The organism is Bradyrhizobium sp. Unk1 (assembly GCF_059512345.1).
Map to the genome: position 1 here is coordinate 358460 of NZ_JCAMOP010000001.1, position 24904 is coordinate 383363.

Genomic DNA, 24904 nt, shown 5'->3' on the forward strand with positions numbered 1-24904 from the left:
GGGCAGCGGAGCTAGATCAGCTTCCGTTGCGCGAGGTTCTTCATCAGCGCGCCGATTCCAAACGTCCAGGGCTCGCACTCGTCGCTGGTGCGCATGCGGTTGACGAGCTTGCCGAGCTGGGGCGCTGCGATCGTGACGATGTCGTCGCGCTTGTGGGTGAAGCCCTGCCCCGGCGCATCGCGATCCTTGACGGGGGCGAACATCGTGCCGAGAAACAGCACGAAGCCATCGGGATATTGATGCACCTTGCCGATCGTCTGCTCGACGAGATCAGTGGGATCCCGGCTGATCATGCTGATCGAGGAATGGCCGTCGAGAACAAAGCCGTCCGCCCCCTTCACGTTCAGGCTGATATCGAGCTTGCGCGCGTCGTCGAGTGTGAAGCTGTCATCAAACAGGCGCAGCAACGGACCGATCGCGCAGGAGGCATTGTTGTCCTTGGCCTTCGACAACAGCAGCGCCGAACGCCCCTCGAAGTCGCGCAGATTGACGTCGTTGCCGAGTGCGCCGCCGACGATCTTGCCGCGGCTCGAGACGAACAGCACCAGCTCGGGCTCGGGATTGTTCCAGGTCGATTTCGGATGCAGGCCGGCATCCATGCCGGTGCCGACTGACGACAGCGTCGGCGCCTTGGTGAAGACCTCGGCATCCGGACCGATGCCGACTTCGAGATATTGGCTCCAGGCGTTCTGATCGATCAGCACCTGCTTCAAATGCATCGCCTGGTCGGAGCCCGGCTTGAGCTTCGACAGATCGTCACCGATCAGCCGCGTCACTTCTTTCCGGATCGCTTCGGCCGAGGCCGGATTGCCCTTGGCCCGCTCTTCGATGACGCGCTCCAGCATCGAGATGGCGAAGGTGACGCCGGCGGCCTTCAGGGTCTGGAGATCGAGGGGCGCGAGCAGCCACGGCTTTTTCGGATCGCGCCCATCTGGCGCCGTGTTGGCCACGATCGCTTCGAGATCGCCGATGCGCTCGCCCTTGACCGCGGCGAGCGCCTTGGCCGGATTGTCCTCCTCGCAGAGCGCGCTGACAGTCGGAAAGCTGGCGGTGACGTCGAAGACGCCGTCTCCACGGACGGCGACGACGGCCGGGCCGTTCGCCTGCGGCAGCCAGACGCGGCCGACCAGCGTCCCCTTCGTTCCATCCTCGGGGAGAAGATCTTTTACAGACAGTGTCGTCATGGCCGCGTCCTCGCTCTTTCTCGGATCGGCCACGCTGAAATAGCAGCCGATCCCATTGGCGAAGACCAATAAACGTCTGGCAGGGGAAGTCCAGACCGGCAGCGAAGAGCCGCTATGTCCCTGCCCGGGCCTTTATGCGCCCGCTCGCGCTTTGCGCGCCGCGATCTGCTGGAGCGCCCAGCGCGCGTTCTTGCGAACGTCAGGGTCGGCATCGTCGGCGATGACGGCCAGGAAGGCCTCGCCGTCGGGATGGGCGATCTCGCCGAGCGCGGCGGCCGCCTCCTTCCGCAAATTGGCCTGGTCGTGGTTGATGCAATTGCCGATCGGGCGTACCGCGCGCTCGATCTTCATCTTGCCGAGGCTGCGGATCGCCTTCAGCCGCACCTGCCAGAATTCGTCGGCGAGCGAGGCGACAAGCTGATCGGCCGCGAGCGAACCGTTGACGTTGAGGCCCAGCGTCTCCGCGGCCATCTCGCGCACCATCCAGTCCGAATCCTTCAGCCCGCGTGTGATCGTCTCGGCCGCGGGTTTCATCTGCGAGAACGCCAGCGCGCTCACCGCGGCGCGGCGCACATGGGCGTCGGGATCGTTGATCAGCGCGGTCAGCGCGGGGATGGATTCCTCCAGCTTGAGGAAGCCGATCACGCCGATCGCCTGCACGCGAACGGCCGCATCTTGATCCAGCAGCGCTTCCAGCGCCGGCTTCAGCGTGTCCTTGCAGCGCAGCTCCTTCAGCGCGCGCAACGCGCCCATACGAACGAAGGCGTGGGCGTGCTTGACCAGCGGCAGGATGATCTCGGCGCAGGCCGGATCCTTGAACTCGGCCATGCTGTCGGCCGCGGCCGCCGCCACGATTCTTTCGGGATCGACCAGCAGCTTGACCAGCCCACTCGCGGCCTCCGGCCCGTCGAACTCGCCGAGCGCCATCGCGACCTGCTGGCGCACGCCGGCATCGGGATCGGCGACCATGTTGGCGAGATGCGCGACGGCTGCGGGATCACCGGAGTGACCGAGCGCAATGATGGCGACACGGCGCTCGGCGGGATCGGCGGCTTGCAACCGCTCGTCGGCGTCTTCGAGGTCGTCATAGGATTCGAACGGGCTCGACATGATCACCTCAACAGATAGGGAATGTTGACGGTGACGGCGCCGGTCGGGCAATCGGCCTCGCAGGGCATGCAATACCAGCACTCGTCGTAGGCCATGTAGGCCTTGCCGGTCATGTCGCTGATGCGGAGCACGTCGAGCGGACAGACGTCGACGCAGACGGTGCAGCCCTTGTCGGCGATGCATTTGGCGTCGTCGACGACCACCGGAACCGATGTCTGATAGGACGCGAGAGGCATTTTTGTCTCCTGTTGCGATCGTGCGGTGGATCAGGCGGAGGCGCGGATGCGCTGCTTGTCGTAGAGATCCTTCTCGTCGTCGGCGATCGGCACGACATAGGGCTCCACGGCGCGCTTCTCGCTGGTCATCTTGCCGTTCTGCTTGGAGAGCAGCGTGTGGCAGAACCAGTTCTCGTTGTCCTTCTCCGGGAAATCCGTGCGCCAGTGGTAGAGGCCCCAGCGGCTCTCCTCGCGGTACAACGAGGCGTGCACCGCCATGTCGGCGCAATCCATGATCGACTGCACCTCGAGCGCACGAAGCAATTCATGCGCGTTACGGGCAATCATGTGCTCCTGCATATCCTCGCGCGTCTCGGCGAGGCGGCGCATACCGAGCTCATATTTGCGCGAGACCTTCGGCGGCTGGAGATAGTCGTTGACGAGGCGACGGGTCTTGTACTCGACCTGGTTCGGCGGAATGCCGTCCTCGCGCTTCGTTGGCGCCAGCACGCGGTCGCGCTCCCTGGCGACATCGGCCGCATCGAACTCCGCAAAGTCGTGGTTGTCGGCGAACTCCATCGCATCGATGCCGGCAACCGAGCCGTTGGTGAAGGCGCCGAGCATGTAATTGTGCGGCACGCTCGCCATATCGCCGGCGGCGTAGAGGCCGGGAACGGTGGTGCGGGCATTGTCGTCGACGAACACGCCGGAGGCGCTGTGGCCGGAGCAGAACCCGATCTCGGAGATGTGCATCTCGATCGACTCGCTGCGATAATCGACCCCGCGCCCCTGCTGGAACAGGCCGCGCGTGGGACGCTCCACCTTGTGCAGCGTGGATTCGATCTCCGAGATGGTGTCGGGATGGAGATGCTTGAGCTGGAGGAACACCGGCCCCTTGCCTGACAGCAGTTCGTTGTAGAACTCCAGCATCATCTGGCCGGACCAGTAGTCACATTCGATGAAGCGCGATCCCTCGTTGTTGGCGGTGAAGGCACCGAAGGGACCCGCGACATAGGCGCAAGCCGGGCCATTATAGTCCTTGATCAGCGGATTGATCTGGTAGCATTCGAGGTTCGCGAGCGCGGCGCCGGCGTGATAGGCCATGGCATAGCCGTCGCCGGAATTGGCGGCGTTCTCGTAGGTGCCGAACATGTAGCCGGAGGTCGGAAGGCCGAGGCGGCCGGCGGCGCCCATGCAGAGGATCACGGCCTTGGCCTTGATCACCAGGATCTCGGCGGTGCGAGTGTTGACGGAGATCGCGCCGGCGATGCGGCCGTCGGACGATTTGAGCAGCCGCGTCGCCATGTAGCGGTTGGAAATCAGGATGCGGGCGCGGCGAAGCTGGCGATAGAGTGCTTTCTTGACCGTCTCGCCGTTCGGCATCGGAAGGACGTAGGTGCCGATATGGTGCACCTTCTTCACGGCGTAGTCGCCGTTCTCGTTCTTCAGGAAACGGATGCCGAAACTATCGAGCTCCTCGATGATCGAGTAGCAGTTTTGCGCGTATTTATAGACGGCCTTCTGGTCGACGATGCCGTCGTTCGCAATGGTGATTTCCTTGGTGTACTGCTCCGGCGTCGCATAGCCGGGGATGACGGCGTTGTTCAGCCCGTCCATGCCCATCGAGATCGCGCCGGAACGCTTGACGTTGGCCTTTTCGAGCAGGACGACGTTGGCCTTCGGGTTCTTCAGCTTCGCCTTCAGCGCCGCCATCGGGCCGGCCGTGCCGCCGCCGATCACCAGCACGTCGCAGGAAACCTCCGAAAGTCCGTCGACGATCTCATCTAGTGCCATCGCTTGCTCCTGGTTCGCCGGTTCGGCGCCTTCGCATCAGATTTATTCAGGTGGTCGTCCGGCGATAGCAATTAGTTGTCGCCGGGACGCGATTTGCGCCTCAGCGCTCGACGAAGGCCTTTTCGATGACGAAATGGCCGGGCTGGCTGTGATTGCCCTCGACAAAGCCGCGCGCGGCAAACATCGCGGGGAGTTCCTCGAGCATCGCCGGGCTGCCGCACAGCATGATGCGGTCGGTCGCGATATCGAGACCTGTTAGCCCGATGTCGTCGAACAACTGGTTCGAAGCGATCAGATCGGTGATGCGGCCGCGGTTCCGGAACGGCTCGCGGGTGACGGTCGGGTAGTAGACGAGCTTGTCGCGGATCAGCGGACCGAAGAATTCGTGATTGCGCAGGCCGTCGACGAGGTGCTCGCCATAGGCGAGTTCCGAAACCTGGCGGCAGCCATGGGCGAGCACGATGGTCTCGTAATTCTCATAGACGTCGGGGTCCTTGATCAGGCTGGCGAACGGCGCGAGGCCCGTGCCGGTCGAGAGCAGCAACAGGCGCTTGCCCGGGATGAGATTGCCGGTGATCAGCGTGCCCGTCGCCTTGCGGCCGACCAGGATGATGTCGCCTTCCCTGATCTTCTGCAGCCGCGAAGTCAGCGGGCCGTCCTGTACCTTGATCGAGAAGAACTCGAGTTCCTCTTCGTGATTGGCGCTCGCCATGCTGTAGGCGCGCATCAACGGTTTGCCTTCGACTTCGAGGCCGATCATCGCGAACTGGCCGTTCTGGAATCGGAAGCCCGGATCGCGCGTCGCCGTGAAGCTGAACAGGGAGTCGGTCCAGTGCCGGACCGACAAAACCGTTTCCTTCTGAAATGCGCTCATGGTCTCTCCTCAGCCATCGTTGGCGCACAAGGTTTCGGAGAGAGCAGAGTCCGGCAATTCGGAAGTGATATTCCCGGTCGATTAGTTTCACATTTGGTGGGCGATGATCGAAGAGGAGGCAGACGGCCACGTGTCCGCGCTGGCAATTAGTTGCTATTCGCTCGCGTCCGGCCCGACGTAGAACGAAGCTGGAGGTTCGTCATGACCATGACCTTGGTGACGCCGACGGTGGCCGACTATGAAGCCAGCGCCGATCTCGCGACGCTCGTCGTCCGGACCACGCAGGACGATGTGGTCGGGATCGCCGCCGAGCAGCTCCGTCTCTGCTGCAAATGCGCTCACTGCACCCGCGCCCGCTTCGACGATCGCTTCCCTGAACGCTTTCCCGGCATCGCCATCACCGAGATCGGCGATCTCGGCTACGGGCTGAACATCTCGTTTTCGGATGGGCATAACAGGGGGATTTATCCGAAGCCGTATTTGCTGAGCTTGGCGGGGCGCTGACCCAGTATTCGGTGTCATTCCCCGCGAAAGCGGGGAATCCAGTACGCCGCGGCCCCTCCGTATCCCATTGACGTCTCTGGAATACTGGATCGCCCGATCAAGTCGGGCGATGACGGCGCAGTGATTGGCACGGACATTGCTCCTCTTTAGAACGATTTGAACGTTCCGGAGGCAGACGATGTTGCAGGCGGCCAATGTGGTTCGCGGGACGGTTCCCGCAACGGTCCGGGCTGCCGGCGGCTCCTCGCTGCTGCTGACCGAGAACCAGCAATGGATCGGCGGACCGCCGCCGCTGATGGACAAGCTGTCACCGCGCGAGCGGGAGCTGGTGCTGAAGCAGGGCCGGCGAAAGGTGCTCAACCGCGGCCAGACGCTGTTCAGCCAGGGCGGCAAGCATGACGGCATCTGGCTGATCGAGAGCGGCCGCATCCGCGTGTTCTACACTTCCCCGCTCGGACGCGAGATCACGCTGGCCTACTGGCATGTCGGTAATTTCGTCGGCGGGCCCGAAGTGTTCGAGGGCACCGTGCATCAATGGTCCGGCGTCGCATCCAGCAATTGCAGCGTCGTGCACCTCCCCGGAAAGGAACTGCGGTCACTCGCCGTGGAGATCCCGAACCTCGCCATCGGCCTCATTGAAGGCCTCACCTTCAAAGGCAAATGCTATTCGGCGCTGGCGCAGATGCTGGGAACGCGCTCGATCACCCAGCGCCTCGCGCATCTCCTGCTGCATCTGGTCGAGCTCTACGGCGTCGAGGATGCCGACGGCCGGGTGATCGCGGCCGCCTTCACTCATGCCGACATCGCCCACATGGTCGGCGCTACCAGGCAATGGGTCACGATCAGCCTGAAGCGGATGCAGGAGAAGGGAATCGTCGTCACCAAGCGCTCGCAGATCGTGGTGTGCCGGGCCGACGCTCTCGAGGAGATGCGCGGCCAGGGCGCCGACTAACGCCGATGCACAGGCAAGCGGCTTTATAGTGCAGGACTGCCCAAGGAGTATGCAATCAGCTTTTCCCGGCAACTAATCGACTGCGGCGCGCACTCCGGATTTGCCCTGCCCACGCCCTCACCCAATCATGGCAACCACAGCACATCCAACCGAATGAGGATGAGAATGGTCCGCCATCTTCCCACGCTCTCGATCGCGATGTCGGTGACCTCGCTGGCGCTTCTGCTCGCGCAGCCGGCCCTGGCGGAAACCGTCACCCTCGGCATCGGAACGCAGGACACCACGACCAACACGGTGACCGCCGGCGTCGTCATCCGGCAGCTGCATCTCCTCGAGAAATATCTGCCGAAGGACGGCAAATACGCCAACATCAAGTTCGAGCTGGAGTGGCAGAATTTCACCTCCGGCCCGCCTGTCACCAACGCGATGATGGCGAACAAGCTCCAGATCGGCATGATGGGCGACTATCCGCTGATCGTGAACGGCTTCACCTTCGAGAGCAATCCGGAGAGCAAGAGCCGCCTGATCGGCGTGGCCGCCTACAGCCTGTCCGGCTCCGGCAACGGGCTCGTCGTCCACAAGGACTCGCCCTATTACGATCTCGCCGATCTCAAGGGCAAGCTCGTCAGCGTTCCGTTCGGCTCGGCTGCACACGGCATGGTGCTGAAGGCAATGCAGGACCGCGGTTACGCCTCCGACTTCTTCCAGCTCGTCAGCCAGAGCCCGGAGGTCGGTTCGACCAATCTCCAGGAGAAGAAGATCGACGCGCATGCCGACTTCGTTCCCTTCGCCGAGCTGCTGCCCTTCCGCGGCTTTGCGCGCAAGATTTTTGACGGCGTCGAGACCAATCTGCCGACCTTTCACGGCATCGTGGTCCGCACCGATTTCGCCGAGAAATACCCTGAGGTCGTCGTTGCCTACTTCAAGGCGCTGATTGCCGCCAACCAGTGGCTGCGCGACGATCCGAAGCTCGCGGCCGAAAAGATCCAGGATTGGACCGGCATCAACAAGGAAGTCGTCTATATCTTCCTCGGTCCCAGCGGCAACATGACCACCGATCCCACGGTGAAGCCGGCGCTGATCGATGCAGCCGCGACCGACGTCAAGGTGTTGCAGAATCTCGGCCGCATGAAGGAGTTCGATCCGAAGAAGTGGGTGGATGATTCCTACATCCGCAAGGCCTATGCCGAGATGAAGCTCGACTATGACGCGCAGCTCGACAGCACGAAGAACTACGAAATCTCCGGCGAAGACTCGTTCTGCAAGAAGCCGATCACCGACCCGCGCAAGGCCGGCGAGGTCTGGGTCGACGAAGCCGGCATCCTGCCGTTCGCGTCCGCAGCGTGCACGTTAGGGGCCTATGCCGACTACAAGGCCAAGGGCAAGAAGATCAACGTCGCCTACGTCTTCGACACCACGCGCGGCATCAAGCTGTTCGCCGACCAGGCCTTCTTCGCGATCGGCAACGGCGAGGTCGCGCCATTCCTGCTGAAGAAGGACGCCGAAGCCCATGCCGCCAAGATCAGCGGCAAGGTGCTCGGCTTCGATGACGCGGTGAAGGCGGCGGTCGGCGGAGGCAAGACGTGAGCAGTCCCGCCCTCGTCAGACATCCCGAGGACAGCATGCCGGCAGCAACAGCAATCGCCGAGGCGGGCCCCGTGCCCGCCCCTTCCCCGCCCGCGACACCGCCTTCCTTCGGCACGCTCGCGCTGCGCTGGTACCGGCTCAATCGGGCGGGGCTGCGCGCGACGGCGATCGGCGTCATATCGCTGCTGGCCTTCCTGCTGGTCTGGCACCTGCTCACGACCTATCGCGTTGTGTTCTTCGTGCGCTTCACCAACGTGCCCTCGCCGCTGGCGGTCTATGCCAGCTTCACCAAGGCGATCCACGATCCCAAATTCCTGCTGCACATCCTCTTGAGCTGCCGGCGCATCTTGTTCGGCTTCTCGCTCGCGGCGGTGGTCGGCGTGCCGCTCGGCCTGATCATGGGCCGCTTCAAGCTGGTGCACGAGATCATCTTCCCGGTCGCCGAGGTGCTGCGGCCGATCCCGGCCATCGCCTGGGTGCCTATGGCGATCATGCTTTGGCCGACCAACGAGCAGAGCATCGTCTTCATCACCTTCCTCGGCGCGTTCTTCCCGATCCTGGTCAACACGCTGCATGGCATGTCGCTGGTCGATCCCGTGCTGGTCCGCGCCGCGCAATGTCTCGGCGCGCGAGAACGGTCGATCTTCCGCCAGGTGTATTTTCCAGCTTCGCTGCCGCACATCTTCACCGGTCTCACCGTCGGCATGGGCGTGGCCTGGGTGTCGCTGATCGCCGCCGAGATGATCTCGGGCCAATACGGCATCGGCTACTTCACCTGGGAAGCCTATTCCCTGGTCCAATATGCCGACATCGCGCTCGGCATGATCGCGATCGGCGTGCTCGGCCTTGGATCGAGCCTGCTCATCAGGGGCGCCGGGCAGTTGGTGATGCCGTGGAGGCTGAAATGAACGAAATCCTGACCAAAGCACCGCAGGGCCATATCGAGGTCAGGAATTTCTCCCTCAGCTATGAGAGCATCGAGGGACCGGTGCAGGCCGTCACCGACACGCAGATTCATGTGAAGCCCGGCGAGTTCGTCTCGATCGTCGGGCCCTCCGGCTGCGGAAAGTCGACGCTGCTCAATGCGGTTGCGGGGTTCCTCAAGCCGACCACAGGCATCGTCACGGTCGACGGCGAGCGGGTCAACGGCCCCAGCGCCGAGCGCGGCATGGTGTTTCAACAATATTCGCTGTTTCCGTGGAAGACGGTGCGGGAGAACGTCGAGTTCGGCCTGAAGATGCGCGGCATGCCGCGCTCCCAGCGCGAACGCGCCGCCCGCACGCTGCTCGGGCTTGCCGGGCTCGAGGCCTTCGAAAAGCATTATCCGGACAAACTCTCCGGCGGCATGAAGCAGCGCGTGGGCATCGTCCGCGCGCTCGCCACGGGCCCTAAGGTGCTGCTGCTCGACGAGCCCTTTGGTGCGCTCGACGCGCAGACGCGCGTGATCATGCAGCAGATCCTCACCAACATGTGGCAACGGCTGAAGATCTCGGTGCTGTTCGTCACCCACGACATCGATGAAGCCATCTTCCTCTCCGACCGCGTCTATTGCATGACGGCCCGCCCCGGCTCGATCAAGGCGGAGATCCCGATCCCGCTGGAGCGACCGCGGCAGCAGGCGATGATGATGTCGTCGGAGTTCCTGGCGCTCCGCCGCGGGCTGATGTCACTGATCCGCGAGGAGAGCCTGAAGGCGATGGGCGGCGAGATCAGCGACATGGGCATGCAGGGGCTGAACATCGAGCTGCATGGGCATTCGCTAGCGGATGTGATTTAGACTCGGCAAACACTCTCGGCGTGAGCGATCCTCTTACCCTCCCCTGGAGGGGGAGGGTCGGCTCACATTGAGCGCAGCGAAAATGTGAGTCGGGGTGGGGTGACGGTCTCTCCGCCTCCGACAGTGCCCGAGTGGAGAGATCACCCCACCCCGCTCGCGCTGCGCGCGATCGACCCTCCCCCTCCAGGGGAGGGTAAGCGCGCTCTCACTTGAACCAGTGCACCAGCACGATGCTGATGCCGAGCAGCAGCATCAGCGACAGTGTCACCGCGGCCGTCACCCGGCCGCCGACATTGGCGAGCACCTTCACGTCGACGCCGAGGCCCAGCGCGGCCATCGACACGACGGTGAGGAAACCCGTGATCCGCGTTATCGGAGCCACCACCGTGCCTGGCACGATCTCCAGCGAGCGCAGGGTCGCCAGCGCAAGGAAGCCGAGGATGAACCAGGGGACCAGGCGGAAGAAGCCGACATTGGTTTTCTTGGCTTCGGCCTGCCAGCGCGAGGCCGCGAGCGACAGGCCGACCACGACCGGCCCGAGCATCAACACGCGCATCAGCTTCACCAACGTGCCGATCTGCGTCGAGACGAGCCCGGCCGGGACCGTTGCCGCAAGCACTTGCGGCACCGCGTAGACGGTGAGGCCTGCGAGAATGCCATATTGCGTGGCCGACAATTGCAGCAGCGGAATCAGCAGCGGCAGGCCGAGGACCATCATCACGCCGAGGATCGCCGTAAAGGAAATCGAGGACGCGATCTCGTCGTTGTTGGCACCGATGATCGGCGCCACGGCGGCGATCGCGGAATTGCCGCAGATGGAATTGCCGCAGGCGATCAGGATCGAGAGCCGCGTCGACAGGCCCAGCATGCGACTGAGGCCGAAGGAGACGCAGAGCGCGATCACGACGACCGCGGCGATCGATGCCAGCAGCGCCACGCCGGAAGCCGCAATGGCGGCGAAACTGATCGAGGCCCCCAGCAGCATGACCGCAACTTCGAGCAGCTGCTTGGCGCTGAAGGCGATGCCGGCCTGCCAGCGCGGCGCCGGTTTCCAGAAGCTGCGCAGCGCCATCCCGAGCAGGATCGCCATCACCAGCGCTTCGACATAGGGGTGCTCGAAGACACCCAGCTCGGCCCGCTCGAGCAAGGCCGAGATACCGGCGACGGCGATACACAGGAGGATTCCCGGAATCAGCGCCGCGATACGGCTCACGACAGTGGTTGGCTTGGCGTCGGCCGGGTTGGATGCTTGATTCTGCGACACAAATCTCTCCCAGAGGAGAAATATTTATACGCAGTGCTCGCCGATTGGGGAATAAGTTTTCGGCATATCAGGGCCGAGGGAAGTTCTATGCTCAGCCCGGAATAATCGGTTCAGAAGATCAGGCTTTTGGCGAGCGAGGCGACACGGCTGAAGCTGTCATAGACGCCCGGCTCAAAGAAGGCCGCACGCGCCAGCACGATGCCCGCGACCAGCGACCAGAACACCGTGGTGCCGGCCCGCAGCAGGAGCTTTGACGCGCGCGATCGCGGCTGGGTGTCCGTTGCGGACACCAGCTGCTCGCCGAAGGGCTCAAATCCAGTGCGTTCCATGGCTACGCCGATCCATCAAATTCTGAATGGAATGTCGTCGTTTCGGCCCCAAACGGCAATGGAAGCGATTGGCGTTTTTGGCCCTCGACGGGGAAACTCCTTCCGTCTGACGAACCCGAGACAATAGTTTTCTTCTTTGGGCCGGGTTGGCGCTCCGGAACCCGGTTACAGCGCCAAATAGCGGCGGCGGATCGCGTCGTTGGCCTTCAACTCGTCGATCCCAGCGGCGTAGACGATCTGGCCCTTGTCGATCACCGTGGCGTGGCTCGCCAGCCCCAGGCAGAAATGCATGTTCTGCTCGGCGATCAGCACGGTCGATCCGAGCTGTCGGAGCTGCCGCAACAGCTCGCCGATCCGCTGCACGATGATCGGCGCGAGGCCCTCGCTCGGCTCATCGAGCAGCAACAGCGCCGGGTTGCCCATCAGCGTGCGCGCGATCGCGAGCATCTGCTGCTCCCCGCCTGACAGGCGCCCGGCAATACGATGGCGCAGCGGCTCCAGCAGCGGGAAGACCTCATAGATGCGCCTGATTGGCCATTCGTCCTGGCCCTCCGGCCCCCGCTTGCGACCGATGACGAGATTGTCCTCGACCGTGTGCTCCGGAAAGATCTGGCGATCCTCCGGCACGAAGCCGAGACCGGCGCGCGCGATATGATGCGGCTTCTGGCCCGAGATCACCGCGCCGCGCAGGCTGATCCTGCCCCGACGCGGCGGCGCCAGTCCCATGATCGCCTTCATCGTCGTCGATTTGCCCGCCCCGTTGCGCCCGAGCAGCGCCATAGTCTCGCCCTGCCGCACCGAGAGGCCGACGCCGAACAGGATCTGGCTGGTGCCGTAATAGACGTCGAGATCGGCGACTTCGATGATGGCGGCGTTCATGCGGCGGCCCCCGCATGTTCGGTGCCGAGATAGGCCTCAATCACCGCACTGTTGTTACGGATCTCGTCGGGCGTGCCGGTCGCAAGGATGCGGCCGTAGCAGAGCACGACGATTTTTGGTGCGATCTTGAACACGATGTCCATGTCGTGCTCGATGAAGACGACGGTGATCTTCTGGGTGTCCCAGAGCTCGCGGACCTTGTCGATCATGCGCCAGCGCTCTTCGGGGCCCATGCCGGCGGTCGGCTCGTCCAGCAGCAGCACCTTTGGTTCGAGCACCAGTGCGAGAGCAATGTCGAGCAGTTTCTGGTCGCCATGCGACAGCGTTGCGGCCGTGCGATTGCGCTTTCCCGCCAAGCCCAGCAGCTCCATCACATGCTCGGCGCGGTCGCGTGTCTCGGGCAGCGGAAAGCGCTTGTGCAACACTGCGGAGGTGCGTTGGTCGGCGCTGACGGCGGCAAGCATGGTCTCCTGCACCGTCAGGGATTTGAAGATGCTCGCGACCTGGAAGGCACGGCCGATGCCGTGGCGCACGATCTCCGGAGGCGAGCGGCCGGCGAGATCGACGCCGTCGAGCAGAACCTGACCAGAATCCGGCCTCAGGGCGCCGGTAATCAGGTTGAAGAACGTGCTCTTGCCGGCGCCGTTCGGTCCGATCACCGCCGTGAGCGAACCGTCGGGGAAGTCGAGCGTGACGTCGTTGGTCGCCTTCACACCACCAAAGGATTTTGCAAGGTTGCGGATCTCGAGCATGACTAGCGCCCCTCGCCCGTCTCGCGCCGGTGCGCGAACCAGTCGGCGACGAAATCCAGCAGGCCTTTGCGCAGGCCCAGCGCGAAGAACAGGATGACCACGCCGAGCACGATGCCGTGGTACTCGGTGAAGCGCGTCACGGTGTCGTTGAGCAGAAGCAGCAGCACCGTGCCGACCATCGGTCCGAGGAAGGTCGAGACGCCGCCGAGCATGTTGATGAAGATGCCCTCGCCCGAGATGGTCCAATAGGCGAATTCCGGATAGGCGCCGGACACGAACAGCGCCATCACCATGCCGCCCATCGACGCGAACAGCGCCGCCAGCACGAAGACGGTCAGTTTTGCGCGCCAGACGTCGATGCCGAGGAAGCTCGCGCGCGCCGCGTTGTCGCGGATCATGCGCAGCGTGTAGCCGAACGGCGACTGCGCGATCTGACGCATCGCGAGCAGGCCGAGGATCAACAGCGCGCAGCTCGCGATGTAGAGATGGACGTGGTTGGCGAGATTGATGCCGAGGAACACGGGTCGCGGAATGCCGCCGCGCAGGCCCTGGTCGCCGCCGGTGAAGGACGCCCAGGACAGGATGGTCGAGTGAATCAACATCTGGAAGGCGAGCGTGACGAAGGCGAAATAGATCTCCTTCAGCCGCACGCAGATCGCGCCGATGATTGCGGCGATCACCGCCGTGATCGCCAGCGTCGCGACGAAGGCCACGGGAATGGGGACGCCCAGCTTCTGCATGATCAGGCCAAAGCTGTAGGCCCCTAAGCCGAAGAACATGCCGTGGCCGAACGAGGTCAGGCCGGTGTAGCCGACCAGCAGGTTCAGCGAGGTCGCGAACAGGCCGTAAGCCGAGCAGCGGATGAGGAAATCGAGCAGCGCCTTGCTGCCGGTGAACAGCGGCAGGCTCGCGAGCACGGCAAAGGCGACGAGCGCGATCAGCACGTCGCGATAGCGTTGCAGCGCCGCACCGCTGCGCACGGGGACCAGCGTTTCGGCACGTCCGGCCTCGAGCTCGGTCATGCCGCCTCCTTGCCGAACAGGCCGGTGGGTTTTGAGACCAGCACGATCACCATGAAAAGGTACATCAGGCCTTCCGTGAACAGGGGAAAGCCGAGCGAGCCGAAGGACCTGATAAGGCCGAGCAGCAGCGCGCCGATCAGAGCGCCCAGGATCGAGCCCATGCCGCCGATGACGGTGACGATGAAGGATTCGATCAGCACCGAAAATCCCATGCCGGGGGTCAGCGACCGCACGGGCGCCGCGAGCGCGCCGGCAAGGCCGGCCAGCATGCCGCCGAGCGCGAACACGCCCCCATAGATCAGGCCGGTGTTGATGCCGAGCGCCGAGACCATGCCGGTATTATGTGCCGCCGCCCGGATCACCTTGCCGATGCGGCTGCGCGACAATCCGATGCCGAGCACGATCGCTGCGACCAGCGCGACGCCGATCAGCAGCAGGTAGTAAGGCGGCACCACGCCGCCGGCGATGAACAGCGGCATCACCTGGAATGCCGCGGGCATGCCCATCGACTTGAATTCCGGCCCCCAGATGATGCGCACGACATCGTCGAAGATCAGCACGAAGGCGTAGCAGACGAGCAGCTGCATCAGCACGTCGGCGCCGTAGACGCGGCTCATGAAGACGCGCTCGAAGATCAGGCCGAGAACCGCGGTGCCGGCCGCCCCCGCGAACATCGCAAGCGCAAAGCTCCCGGTGAGCTGATAGGCCGTCATCGCGAAATAGGCGCCGAACATGTAGAAGGCGCCGTGGCTGAAATTGACGACCTTGAGCACGCCGAAGATCAGCGTCAGCCCGACTGCGACCAGGAACAGGAGCATGCCGATGATGAGGCCGCTGGTGGTTTGCGTCACCAGGCAGGCGGAACTGGAGAGGCAGCCGGCAAGCGCGTCGAGATCCACGGGAGCACTTTCATTGCGACGCGCCGGACTTGGCGCGGAGAGCCAAATAGAAACGGCGGAGACGGTCGCCCGTCCCCGCCGCGCATCGGATCAGGTGTAGCCCTTGCTCTTCTTCCACTCGGCCTCGAGCTCGAAGATGGTCTTCCAGTCGCCGGCCTTGACCTCGGGTACGTAGGGCTCCTGCGGGATCGTGGTGCCCCAGCCGATGGCGTAGCCGACCAGCGTGTGGTCGTCGCCGCGCATCGTCACGGTGCCGTCGGCGCCGAACGGGCACTTGATGGTGAGGCCCTTCAGCACCTCCGCGATCTTCTTGCCGTCGGTGGAGTTGGCCTTCTTCGCGGCCTCGGCGAGGAACATCACGGCCGTCGCGTTCTGCCATGACCAGTTGGTCGGATATTCGTTGTACTTCGCCTTGTAGGCATCGCCCCAGGCCGCGTTCTCCGGCGTGGTCGGGAAGGTCTTGATGTAGCGGTTGCCGGAGTGGATGCCCTTGGGCAGGTTCTTCACCACGGTGAGCGCGGTGTAGTCGGCCATGTTGACCGCGAATACCTCCATCTGGCCGAACATCGCGTAGATGTTGGCCTGGTCGATATAGGAGGTGAGATCGCCGCCCCACAGGCAGGAATACAGCGCCTGCGGCTTGGCCTGGAGGATCTTGGTCACGACTTCGGTGTAGTCGGGCTGAAACAGTTTTGGCCAGGACTCGCTGATGATCTCGACGTCGGGCGCGAAGCGCTTCAGGTACAGCGTGAACTCACCGGTGGTGTCGCGGCCATAGGCATAGTCCGGCGAGCAGGTCGCCCATTTCTTCAGGCCCTTGGCTTTCGCGATTCCAGCGGCATAGCTGCCGCCGACGATGGAATCGTGGATGCCCTGACGCACGCAACGGAACGCGTTCGGGATGTGCTGCTTCGGATCGGCCGTCAGCGAGGACGCCTCCGAGCAGGTGTGGACGCAGAGCACACCGAGATCGCGCGCGACTTCGTGCACCGCAAACGATCCGGACGACGCCTCGCCGTCGATCAACCACTCGCAACCATCGGTGTTGACGAGCTCGCGCGCGACGCGAGCGGCTTCCTGCGGCTGGCCCTTGGAGTCGCGGATCACCATCTCGATCTGACGGCCGGCAAGTCCGCCGGCAGCGTTGACCTTGTCGACCTCGAGCATCACCGCATTGCGTGACGACGTGCCGAGCTGCGCGACGCGGCCCGACAGAATCGTCGGCATGCCGATCTTGATGGTCTTGGCTTGCGCACGCGCCACCCACGGCGCGGCAACACTCATCGCACCGGCGCCCATCAGCGCCAGCGTTGAACGGCGGCTGATGCCCGGCATGCGGGTTCTCGTCATTTTCCCCTCCCTCTTTCGGGTCGGCGTTCCAGTCCCTTGCCGGAGATCGTCTCGTCTCCGTGTTTCCAACAATTTCAGAGGCTGGGGGGTGACGTCAAGCCAAAGATGAATTACGAGTCATAATTCATCAAAGGAGAAAACGAGGCCGACAATCGGCCCAAAGCCCGCAAAATGATCAATCTTTCGAGCTTCATCACCTTTCACGCCCGGCGCACGCCGGACTGGCCCGCGCTGAAATATCGCGGCGAGGAGATCTCCTACGCCGTTTTCGATGCGCGCATCCGGCAGGCCGCCGGCTGGCTCGCCGCGCAGGGCATCGGCGTGGGCGACGTCGTGGCCGTGCTGATGAAGAACAGCGCGGCATTCCTGGAGCTCGTCTTCGCCACCAGCCATCTGGGCGCGGTGTTCTTGCCGATCAATTTTCGACTTTCGCGCGACGAGGTCAGCTACATCGCGGGCAATGCCGGCGCGCGGTTGTTGATCGTCGATGAAGAACTTGCCGCGAATGCAACGGGCGCGAAAATTGTCGTGCTGAACGAAGCCGCGCAGCAAAGCATCTCGCACCTCGCGGGCGAGGCCGCGCCCGCGCCGATGCTCGTCCGCGCGCCATCCGACCTGATGCGGTTGATGTACACCTCGGGTACGACCGACCGCCCCAAAGGCGTGATGCTCGCTTACGATAATTTCTACTGGAAGTCCGCCGACCAGACGATTGCGCTCGGCATCAACGCCGAGACCCGACTGCTCGTCGTCGGCCCGCTCTACCACGTCGGCGCGCTCGACCTGCCAGGCATCGCCGTGCTCTGGCATGGCGGGTTCATCCGCATCGAACGCAATTTCGACCCAGAGACCGCGCTTGCGGCGATCGCGGAGGACAAGCTGAACGCGACATGGTTCGCGCCTGTGATGACCACCGCGATGCTCACCTGCCCCACCCGCGATCGCTACGACGTCTCCAGCCTGAGATGGGCGATCGGCGGCGGCGAGAAGACGCCCGAGGTGCGCATCCGCGCGTTCTCGGAGTTCTTCCGCAATGCGCGCTACATCGATGCCTATGGCCTCACCGAGACCGTCGGCGGCGACACTTTCATGGAAGCCGGCCGCGAGCTCGAGAAGATCGGTTCAACCGGGCGCGCCATCGCCCACGTCGAGATCGAGATCCGCGACGAGGACGGCAAGACGCTGCCACCGAACGTCAATGGCGAGATCTGCCTGCGCGGACCGAAGATCACGCGCGGCTATTGGAAGGATCCGTCGAAGACGGCGGCGGCCTTCTTCGGCGACTGGTTCCGCAGCGGCGACGTCGGCTATCTCGACGAGGAAGGCTTCCTGTACCTGACCGACCGCAAGAAGGACATGATCATCTCCGGCGGCGAGAACATCGCCTCCTCAGAGGTCGAGCGCGTCATCTACGATTTGCCCGAGGTGCGCGAAGTCGCGGTGATCGGGCTGCGCGATGCGCGCTGGGGCGAGCGGCCGGTCGCGATCGTCGTGCTGGCCGAAGGCGCAAGCCTTGAACTCCCTGCCCTCACCGAGCACTGCCGTACGCGCCTGGCGAGCTTCAAGGTGCCGAAGCAGCTCGTCATCCGCGACAGCCTGCCGCGGAATCCGAGCGGAAAGATCCTCAAGCGCGTGCTGCGCGCCGAGCTGGAGACCTCTGAATGACGCAAGCGAATGCCAAGGTCACAAAGCTCAACCGCGTCGAGCGCAACGCCTGGACCAAGCAGAAGATCTTTGACGCCGCGACCAAGGTCGTCGGCAAGCATGGCTATGCCGAAGCCTCCGTCGCCCGCATCACGGAAGAAGCCGGCGTCGCGCAAGGCACCTTCTACAATCATTTCGAGAACCGGCAGGAGCTGCTCGATCAGCTGCTGCCGAAGATCGGCCTCGACATGGTGGAATTCATCCGCGCCCGCACCGGCACCGCCGATGCCGCGCGGCAGGAGATCGCGCGCTTTTCCGCCTTCTTCGACTTTATCCGCGAGGTGCCGGAGTTCCTGCGCATCCTCAACGAGGCTGAATTCTTCGCGCCCATCGGCTACCAGAAACATCTCGACAACATCTCGGTCGCCTATGTCCGCATCTTGCGCCGCGCACGAGCGGCAGGAGCGATCGAGGATTACAGCGACGAGGAATTCGAGGCGATCGTCCACATGCTGATGGGCTCGCGCGGCTATCTCAGCCGCCGCTACTCCTATTCGGCCGGCGGCGTCACCGCCGTGCCGGACCACGTCATCTCAGCCTATCGCAAGCTGATGACGCGCGGCCTTTTCAGCGCATCCGGAGATCAGGACACGCCATGAACATCGCATCTCCACAAAAGCCGCTCGATCTCGTCTCCGCGATCGCCGAAGGCGATATCCGCTGCCTGCTGATGGTGCTGGTGCACATGACCGGCGATGAGCGCTGGCTCGAGCCGCCCTACTTGCCCAAGCGCGACATCCGTCTCATTCCCGATCCCGAGGCTGGCGTGCCCCGGGAGGTCCAGGACGAAATCCGTGCCGCAGTGGTCAAGCTGTTTGCCGACGGCACGCCAAAACCCGTCATCACCGATCCCGGCGAAGAGCTGCTGCTCAAGATGATGCGCGCGTGCCTCGGCGAGAACGTCGCGCCGGAATATGCGCCCCTGATGCGCGAGGAGATGGGCTTTGTGGCGCGCGAGCCGCAGTGGACGAAGCGCCCTTCCGACGAGAAGCTTGCCGGCCAGCATGTCCTGATCGTCGGCGCCGGCGTTTGCGCCATCGCGCTCGGCGTGGCACTCGGCCATCTCGGCATCCCCTACACCATCGTCGAGAAGAACGCCGAGCTCGGCGGCACCTGGTGGATCAACCGCTATCCCGGTTGCGGCGTCGATACGCCGAACCATTCCTATTCCTACTCGTTCGGCTCGGGCAATGCATGGACGCGCTATTTCTGCCAGCGCGAGGAGCTGCTCGGCTATCTGCTGAAGGTCGCCGAGGAATACGGCATCCGCAAGCATCTGCGCGTCAATACCGAGCTGACGGCGTCGCGCTGGGACGAGGGCAAGCGGCGCTGGATCTCGACGCTGAAGACGAAGAGCGGCGAAGAGACCTTTGAGTCCACCGCACTGGTCTCGGCCATCGGCCAGCTTAACGATCCCTCGCGCGCCCGCTTTAAAGGCGAGGAAGACTTCAAGGGCACGATCCTGCATTCGGCCCTGTGGTCGGACGACATCAATCTCGAAGGCAAGCATGTTGCCGTGATCGGCACCGGCGCGACATCGATGCAGCTGGTGCCGTCGATCGCCGGCCGCGTCGCGTCCGTCACGGTCTATCAGCGCAGCGCGCAATGGGCGCGGCCCGTGAAGGGCTATTCCGATCCGATCAGCGAGGGCGCGCGCTGGCTGCTCGCGCATCTGCCGTTCTATGTGCAGTGGTATCGCTTCAACATGTTCTGGCGCTATGGCGACGGCTTGCTGCCGTTCCTGCGCAAGGACCCGGCCTGGCCGCATCCCGAGCGCGCCGTCAACAAGGGCAATGACCGGCATCGCCAGGAGCTGACCGATTTCATCCTTAACGAGCTGAAGGACCGGCCCGACCTGATCGCCAAATGCGTGCCGACCTATCCGCCCTATGGCAAGCGCATCCTGCTCGACAACAACTGGTTCAGGACGCTCACGCGGGACAATGTCGAGCTCGTCACCGGCGCGATCGATCATTTCGATCGCGACGGCATCGTCACCGCTGACGGTGAGCACCGCCCCGCGGACATCATCGTGGTCGCGACCGGCTTCAAGGTGACGGAGATGGCGGCCCGCCTCAACATCAGCGGCCGCGGCGGCAAGGATCTGCGCAAGGCCTGGGCCAACGACAATCCGACCGCGTTCCTCGGCCTCACCGTCCCGGGCTTTCCGAACTTCTTCTGCATGCTCGGCCCGAACTCCGGCCCCGCCCACGGCGGCAGCGTCATCTTCCAGTCGGAATGTCAGAGCCGCTATATTTCCACCTGCCTCGCCGACATGATCGAGCAGGACGTCGCCGCCATCGACGTCCGTCAGGACGTGCTCGACGACTACGTCCGCAAGGTCGATGCCGAGCACGAGGCGATGATCTGGACCCATCCCGGCATGAGCACCTATTATCGCAATTCGAGCGGCCGTGTGTTTTCCGCGATGCCCTGGCGGTTCGTGGACTACTGGCGCATGACGCATGATCCGGATCTGGGACAGTATCGGTTGACGAAGGGGTGAGCGCAGGGACCTGGGGACATTGATCGTGCGGCGACGACGGTGCACCCTCTCCCCTTGCGGGAGAGGGTGGCTTCGCAAAGCGAAGCCGGGTGAGGGGTTCTATCCTCACGAACGGTAGCGCGAGTGGACAGATACCCCTCATCCGGCGCTTCGCGCCACCTTCTCCCACAAGGGGAGAAGGAAGAAAAAGGGAAACGCCAATGCCCAAGCCGCTTGTCCGCATCTACACCGACTACAAAAGCCCCTACGCGTTCGTCGCCAACAAGCGCCTGTTCGAACTCGAGGAGACGCATGGCTTCGAGCTCGAATGGCTGCCGTATACGCTGCGCGTCGCCGAATTCATGGGGACAGTCGAGGAGCGCACGCCGCATTTCTGGCGCAAGGTGCGCTACCGCGGCGCTATGCCAATGCGCAAGGGCTCGTCATGAAAGGGCCACGCCGGATCTACGACGCCTTCTATTCCAGCGTTGGAATGCTGTTCGCACAGCGGCACGGGTTCTTCCGCTCCTATCACGACGCGGTGTTCCGCAAATTCTGGAGCCATGAGCTGGAGATCGACGATCTCGCCGCAATCGCGGACGTCATCAAATCGTGCGGCGGCTCGGCAAGCGAGTTCGAAGCCTACGTTAACGGCCCTGCCCGCGCCGAGCACGACCGCATCATCGACGAGGCCGAAGCACTCGGCGTGTTCGGCGTGCCGACCATGGTGTTCAACGGCGAGCTGTTCTGGGGCGGTGATCGCATCGACATGCTGATCGAGCGGATCGAGCGTCCGGAAACGATCGAAGCCGCGCTCGGCAGCCGCCACCGCAAATCAGTGTAGCCGTTACGCGGCGAGGCCGCTCTCAACCGGGGCAAATTCCAGCCCGAGACTCTCGGCAACCGCCTTGTTGGTTATGCGGCCACGATGCACGTTCAGTCCGTTGCGCAAATGCGGATTTTCCAGGACCGCGGCAAAGCCCTTGTTCGCGAGCATCAGGCCGAACGGCAGCGTCGCGTTGTTCAGTCCCTGGCTCGACGTCACCGGCACCGCGCCCGGCATGTTGGCGACGCAATAATGCACGACGCCGTCGACCTGATAGGTCGGATCGGCGTGCGTGGTCGGATGCGAGGTCTCGAAGCAGCCGCCCTGGTCGATCGCGACGTCGACCAGCACGGCGCCCGGCCGCATCGACTTGAGCATCGCGCGCGTGACGAGCTTTGGTGCGCTGGCGCCCGGCACCAGCACCGCCCCGATCACGACGTCGGCGGCGAACACCTCGTCCTCGACCGCTTCGATGGTCGAGAAGCGGGTGCGCACCCGCCCGAGAAACACATCGTCCAGCTCGCGCAGACGAGGAATCGAGCGGTCGATCACAGTGACTTCCGCACCGAGGCCCGCCGCCATGCGCGCGGCCTGCGTTCCCACCACGCCGCCGCCGAGCACGACGACGCGCGCCGGCTGCACGCCGGGCACGCCGCCGAGCAACACCCCGCGGCCGCCGGCCGATCGCTTGAGCGCGGCGCCGGCGGCCTCGATGGCGAGGCGGCCAGCGACTTCGCTCATCGGCGCAAGCAGGGGGAGGTGACCGGCCGCGTCGGTGACGGTTTCATAGGCGATCGCAGTGCAACCGGAAGCGAGCAGGCCCTTGGCCTGTTCGGGATCCGGCGCAAGATGGAGGTAGGTAAAGAGGATCTGGCCTTCGCGGAGTTGGGCCCATTCGCTCTTCTGCGGCTCCTTCACCTTCACGATCATGTCGGAGCTGGCGAAGATGTCGCGGGCGTTCTCCGCGATCGCGGCGCCTGCCCGCTGGTACACCTCGTCGGAAGCGCCGATGCCGCTGCCGGCGCCGGTCTCGACAGTCACCTGGTGCCCGGCCGCGACATATTCGCGGACGGCGCCTGGGGTCAGCCCGACGCGATATTCCTGCACCTTGATCTCCTTGGGCACACCGACGCGCATTTTGGGCTCCTTTTGATTCACCTCACGATCGTAACGGCGTGGCCGGTTTGGTTTCGTGCAAATATCCGCTAGCTTCGACCTCCCCGCGCCGGTTTCCGGCGTGCAAACGCCCTTTCACGCTGGAAACGAAACCTTGGCCCTCGACCGGAAAGATCTCGCCATCCTCGCGGAACTCACCACCAATGCGCGGGCCAGCCACACCGAGCTCGCCAACAAGGTCGGGCTATCAAGCACGGCGCTGGCGCGGCGGCAGAAGGCGTTGGAGGACGACGGCTATATCCAGGCCTACCAGGCCGCGCTCGATCTCGCCCAGTTCGGCCTCACCACGACAGTGCTGGTCCGCATTGCGCTGGAGAGCCAGAGCGACGAGGCGCTGAAGGCGTTCGAGGCGGAGGTGGTGAAATGCCCCTCCGTCGTGCGCTGCTTCCTGATGTCGGGCACCGACGACTACATCCTGATCGTGCTCGCCCGCGACATCCAGGATTTCGAGCGCATCCACCGTACCGAACTGTCGCGCCTGCCGCGCGTGGCGCGAGTGCAATCGAGCTTTGCGCTGCGCGAGATCGTCAACCGCGCGGTTCCGACGGTGGTCTTCGGCGAAGCCAAACGCTGACCGCCCACGTCGAAGAGACAATTCGTCGCAAGGAACCAAGCGACCGGTTGCCCGTTGGCGCTACTGGCCACCAGAGACGATGCGCCCTCGCATCAACACGGCTAGATGTCTCGGCTCGGCCTCCGTCGCAGGGGAGACGACATGGCCGACGCCGCAAATCAAATTCCCGACCGCATTCCGATCAATCTCGTGGTCAATGGCGTCAGACACACGCTCGACCTGGTGCCTTGGACCACGCTCCTGGACGCCTTGCGCGACCATCTCGAGCTGACCGGCACCAAGAAGGGCTGCGATCACGGCCAATGCGGCGCCTGCACCGTGCTGATCGACGGACGGCGCGTCAATTCCTGCCTGACGCTCGCCGTCATGAAGGACGGCGCCGAGATCACGACGATCGAAGGGCTTGCCAAGGACCTAACGCTTCATCCCCTGCAACAGGCGTTCATCGACCACGACGCCTTTCAGTGCGGCTATTGCACGCCGGGACAGATTTGCTCGGCGGCGGGCCTTTTGGCCGAAGGCCGCGCCCGGGATGCCGACGAGATCAGAGAGCTGATGAGCGGAAATCTCTGCCGCTGCGGCGCCTATCCGAACATCGTCGCCGCGATCCAGCAGGCAATGGGCCGGCCATGAACAACTTCCAATATTCCCGCGCCACCGACGTCGCCGATGCGATCCGCCTGCTGGCCGCCGATCCCGGCGCCAAGCTGATTGCCGGCGGCACCAATCTGATCGACTTGATGAAGGAAAATGTCGAGCGGCCCTCCCGGCTGATTGACATCTCCCGCCTGCCGCTCCGCGACATCGAGGAGACCGCCGATGGCGGGCTGCGCATCGGCGCCTTGGTGCCGAATTCGGACCTCGCTTACCATCCGCTCGTCGAGCAGCGCTATCCCCTGCTCGCCGCCGCCATCCTCGCCGGCGCTTCCGCGCAATTGCGCAATATGGCCTCCGTTGGCGGCAACCTGATGCAGCGCACGCGCTGCGCATACTTTTATGACACGGCGACGCCTTGCAACAAGCGAGAGCCCGGCAGCGGCTGCTCGGCAATCGACGGCCTCAACCGCAATCACGCAATCCTCGGCACGAGCGCGTCCTGCATCGCGACCAACCCGTCCGACATGAGCGTCGCACTTGTCGCGCTCGGTGCGCTCGTGCACATCGCAGGTCCCTCCGGCCAGCGCACGATCGCATTGACTGATTTCCATCGGCTCCCGGAGGACAAACCTCACGTCGACACAAATCTCGGCACCGGCGAGATCATCGCGGCCGTCGAACTTCCAAAGCACGGCTTTGCCCGCAACTACAGCTATCTGAAAATCCGTGACCGGCTGTCCTATGCTTTTGCTTTGGTCTCGGTCGCGGCCGCGCTCGAACTGGATGGCAACGCGATCAGCGAAGCCCGCCTGGCGCTCGGCGGCGTGGCTCACAAGCCCTGGCGCAGCCTCGAGGCCGAAGCGGCGTTGCGCGGCCGGGCGGCGACGTCGGATCACTTCTCGCGCGCTGCCGATCTGCTGCTGCACGGGGCAACGGCCCGCGCACATAACCGCTTCAAGATTGAGCTCGCACGCCGCGCCATCGCGCGGACGCTGATACAGGCCGCCAGCGCCACGCCACAATCACAGGCTCACAAAAAAATCGCGTGAG

At 64.0% G+C, this 24904-nt stretch carries 26 protein-coding genes; 13 read left to right on the plus strand and 13 right to left on the minus strand.

Annotated features, from left to right (window positions below; all coding sequences use genetic code 11):
- Positions 1 to 11 precede the first annotated feature (11 nt).
- The 5 genes from AC5ZFO_RS01490 to AC5ZFO_RS01510 all read right to left on the minus strand — a co-directional run bounded on the left by AC5ZFO_RS01490 (position 12) and on the right by AC5ZFO_RS01510 (position 5177).
- Complete coding sequence (locus AC5ZFO_RS01490; RefSeq protein ID WP_282518668.1) at positions 12 to 1184, minus strand: fumarylacetoacetate hydrolase family protein; 1173 nt, start codon at positions 1182 to 1184, stop codon at positions 12 to 14.
- Positions 1185 to 1316: 132 nt separating this feature from the next.
- Complete coding sequence (locus AC5ZFO_RS01495) at positions 1317 to 2294, minus strand: HEAT repeat domain-containing protein (protein WP_282518669.1); 978 nt, start codon at positions 2292 to 2294, stop codon at positions 1317 to 1319.
- A 2-nt stretch (positions 2295 to 2296) separates the two neighbouring features.
- On the minus strand, positions 2297 to 2530 hold the full coding sequence (locus AC5ZFO_RS01500; RefSeq protein ID WP_008141081.1) for a 4Fe-4S dicluster domain-containing protein: 234 nt from the start codon (positions 2528 to 2530) through the stop codon (positions 2297 to 2299).
- A gap of 30 nt (positions 2531 to 2560) precedes the next feature.
- On the minus strand, positions 2561 to 4303 hold the full coding sequence (locus AC5ZFO_RS01505) for a fumarate reductase/succinate dehydrogenase flavoprotein subunit (protein ID WP_282518670.1): 1743 nt from the start codon (positions 4301 to 4303) through the stop codon (positions 2561 to 2563).
- Between the two features lie 100 nt (positions 4304 to 4403).
- A complete protein-coding gene (locus tag AC5ZFO_RS01510; RefSeq protein WP_282518671.1) occupies positions 4404 to 5177 on the minus strand; it encodes a ferredoxin--NADP reductase in 774 nt (257 codons plus the stop codon).
- Between the two features lie 207 nt (positions 5178 to 5384).
- Between AC5ZFO_RS01510 and AC5ZFO_RS01515 the strand changes: the two genes are divergently transcribed.
- The 5 genes from AC5ZFO_RS01515 (at position 5385) to AC5ZFO_RS01535 (ending at position 9997) form a co-directional block, all read left to right on the plus strand.
- Positions 5385 to 5681, plus strand: coding sequence for a gamma-butyrobetaine hydroxylase-like domain-containing protein (locus AC5ZFO_RS01515; protein ID WP_282518963.1), 297 nt, complete (start codon positions 5385 to 5387; stop codon positions 5679 to 5681).
- Positions 5682 to 5859: 178 nt separating this feature from the next.
- On the plus strand, positions 5860 to 6633 hold the full coding sequence (locus AC5ZFO_RS01520; RefSeq protein ID WP_282518672.1) for a Crp/Fnr family transcriptional regulator: 774 nt from the start codon (positions 5860 to 5862) through the stop codon (positions 6631 to 6633).
- A 165-nt stretch (positions 6634 to 6798) separates the two neighbouring features.
- Positions 6799 to 8220, plus strand: a complete 1422-nt coding sequence (locus AC5ZFO_RS01525) for an ABC transporter substrate-binding protein (RefSeq protein ID WP_282518674.1) — start codon at positions 6799 to 6801, stop codon at positions 8218 to 8220.
- A complete protein-coding gene (locus tag AC5ZFO_RS01530) occupies positions 8217 to 9128 on the plus strand; it encodes an ABC transporter permease (RefSeq protein ID WP_282518675.1) in 912 nt (303 codons plus the stop codon). The genes AC5ZFO_RS01525 and AC5ZFO_RS01530 overlap by 4 nt, the downstream gene beginning before the upstream one ends.
- Complete coding sequence (locus tag AC5ZFO_RS01535) at positions 9125 to 9997, plus strand: ABC transporter ATP-binding protein (protein ID WP_282518676.1); 873 nt, start codon at positions 9125 to 9127, stop codon at positions 9995 to 9997. The genes AC5ZFO_RS01530 and AC5ZFO_RS01535 overlap by 4 nt, the downstream gene beginning before the upstream one ends.
- 205 nt (positions 9998 to 10202) lie before the next feature.
- Here the strand turns inward: AC5ZFO_RS01535 and AC5ZFO_RS01540 are convergent, their stop codons facing one another.
- The 7 genes from AC5ZFO_RS01540 to AC5ZFO_RS01570 all read right to left on the minus strand — a co-directional run bounded on the left by AC5ZFO_RS01540 (position 10203) and on the right by AC5ZFO_RS01570 (position 16492).
- Positions 10203 to 11261, minus strand: coding sequence for a YeiH family protein (locus AC5ZFO_RS01540; protein ID WP_282518677.1), 1059 nt, complete (start codon positions 11259 to 11261; stop codon positions 10203 to 10205).
- Between the two features lie 110 nt (positions 11262 to 11371).
- Positions 11372 to 11590, minus strand: coding sequence for a hypothetical protein (locus AC5ZFO_RS01545; protein WP_063984492.1), 219 nt, complete (start codon positions 11588 to 11590; stop codon positions 11372 to 11374).
- Positions 11591 to 11755: 165 nt separating this feature from the next.
- The gene (locus tag AC5ZFO_RS01550) at positions 11756 to 12469 is read right to left on the minus strand and encodes an ABC transporter ATP-binding protein (RefSeq protein WP_282518678.1); all 714 of its coding nucleotides are present in this window, start codon (positions 12467 to 12469) and stop codon (positions 11756 to 11758) included.
- A complete protein-coding gene (locus AC5ZFO_RS01555; protein WP_282518679.1) occupies positions 12466 to 13221 on the minus strand; it encodes an ABC transporter ATP-binding protein in 756 nt (251 codons plus the stop codon). The genes AC5ZFO_RS01550 and AC5ZFO_RS01555 overlap by 4 nt, the downstream gene beginning before the upstream one ends.
- A 2-nt stretch (positions 13222 to 13223) precedes the next feature.
- Positions 13224 to 14243 (minus strand): branched-chain amino acid ABC transporter permease, encoded by a 1020-nt coding sequence (locus AC5ZFO_RS01560; protein WP_282518680.1) that lies wholly within the window; start codon positions 14241 to 14243, stop codon positions 13224 to 13226.
- Entirely contained in the window at positions 14240 to 15142 is a 903-nt protein-coding gene (locus AC5ZFO_RS01565; protein ID WP_496121144.1) for a branched-chain amino acid ABC transporter permease, read from the minus strand. Before AC5ZFO_RS01565 ends, AC5ZFO_RS01560 begins: the two co-directional genes overlap by 4 nt.
- Positions 15143 to 15232: 90 nt before the next feature.
- Positions 15233 to 16492 (minus strand): ABC transporter substrate-binding protein, encoded by a 1260-nt coding sequence (locus AC5ZFO_RS01570; RefSeq protein ID WP_282518682.1) that lies wholly within the window; start codon positions 16490 to 16492, stop codon positions 15233 to 15235.
- Between the two features lie 171 nt (positions 16493 to 16663).
- Here AC5ZFO_RS01570 and AC5ZFO_RS01575 point away from each other — a divergent pair, with 171 nt between their 5' ends.
- From AC5ZFO_RS01575 to AC5ZFO_RS01595, 5 genes are all read left to right on the plus strand, one after another.
- Positions 16664 to 18157, plus strand: a complete 1494-nt coding sequence (locus tag AC5ZFO_RS01575) for an AMP-binding protein (RefSeq protein WP_282518686.1) — start codon at positions 16664 to 16666, stop codon at positions 18155 to 18157.
- Positions 18154 to 18795 carry a TetR/AcrR family transcriptional regulator gene (locus tag AC5ZFO_RS01580; protein WP_282518687.1) on the plus strand — a complete coding sequence of 214 codons (642 nt, stop codon included), beginning with the start codon at positions 18154 to 18156 and terminating at the stop codon, positions 18793 to 18795. The genes AC5ZFO_RS01575 and AC5ZFO_RS01580 overlap by 4 nt, the downstream gene beginning before the upstream one ends.
- Complete coding sequence (locus AC5ZFO_RS01585; protein ID WP_282518688.1) at positions 18792 to 20702, plus strand: flavin-containing monooxygenase; 1911 nt, start codon at positions 18792 to 18794, stop codon at positions 20700 to 20702. Before AC5ZFO_RS01580 ends, AC5ZFO_RS01585 begins: the two co-directional genes overlap by 4 nt.
- A gap of 200 nt (positions 20703 to 20902) precedes the next feature.
- Positions 20903 to 21130, plus strand: coding sequence for a hypothetical protein (locus tag AC5ZFO_RS01590; RefSeq protein WP_496121148.1), 228 nt, complete (start codon positions 20903 to 20905; stop codon positions 21128 to 21130).
- Positions 21127 to 21525: a DsbA family protein gene (locus tag AC5ZFO_RS01595; protein WP_496121150.1), complete on the plus strand. Its 399-nt coding sequence runs from the start codon at positions 21127 to 21129 to the stop codon at positions 21523 to 21525. The genes AC5ZFO_RS01590 and AC5ZFO_RS01595 overlap by 4 nt, the downstream gene beginning before the upstream one ends.
- 3 nt (positions 21526 to 21528) lie before the next feature.
- On the opposite strand, the gene ald is transcribed toward AC5ZFO_RS01595, so the two are convergent.
- Positions 21529 to 22644, minus strand: a complete 1116-nt coding sequence (gene ald / locus AC5ZFO_RS01600; RefSeq protein ID WP_282518690.1) for an alanine dehydrogenase — start codon at positions 22642 to 22644, stop codon at positions 21529 to 21531.
- 133 nt (positions 22645 to 22777) lie between these two features.
- Here ald and AC5ZFO_RS01605 point away from each other — a divergent pair, with 133 nt between their 5' ends.
- The 3 genes from AC5ZFO_RS01605 (at position 22778) to AC5ZFO_RS01615 (ending at position 24903) form a co-directional block, all read left to right on the plus strand.
- Positions 22778 to 23257 (plus strand): Lrp/AsnC family transcriptional regulator, encoded by a 480-nt coding sequence (locus tag AC5ZFO_RS01605; protein WP_282518691.1) that lies wholly within the window; start codon positions 22778 to 22780, stop codon positions 23255 to 23257.
- Positions 23258 to 23398: 141 nt separating this feature from the next.
- Positions 23399 to 23890 carry a (2Fe-2S)-binding protein gene (locus AC5ZFO_RS01610; RefSeq protein ID WP_282518693.1) on the plus strand — a complete coding sequence of 164 codons (492 nt, stop codon included), beginning with the start codon at positions 23399 to 23401 and terminating at the stop codon, positions 23888 to 23890.
- Positions 23887 to 24903, plus strand: a complete 1017-nt coding sequence (locus AC5ZFO_RS01615) for an FAD binding domain-containing protein (protein ID WP_282518695.1) — start codon at positions 23887 to 23889, stop codon at positions 24901 to 24903. Before AC5ZFO_RS01610 ends, AC5ZFO_RS01615 begins: the two co-directional genes overlap by 4 nt.
- Position 24904 lies beyond the last annotated feature (1 nt).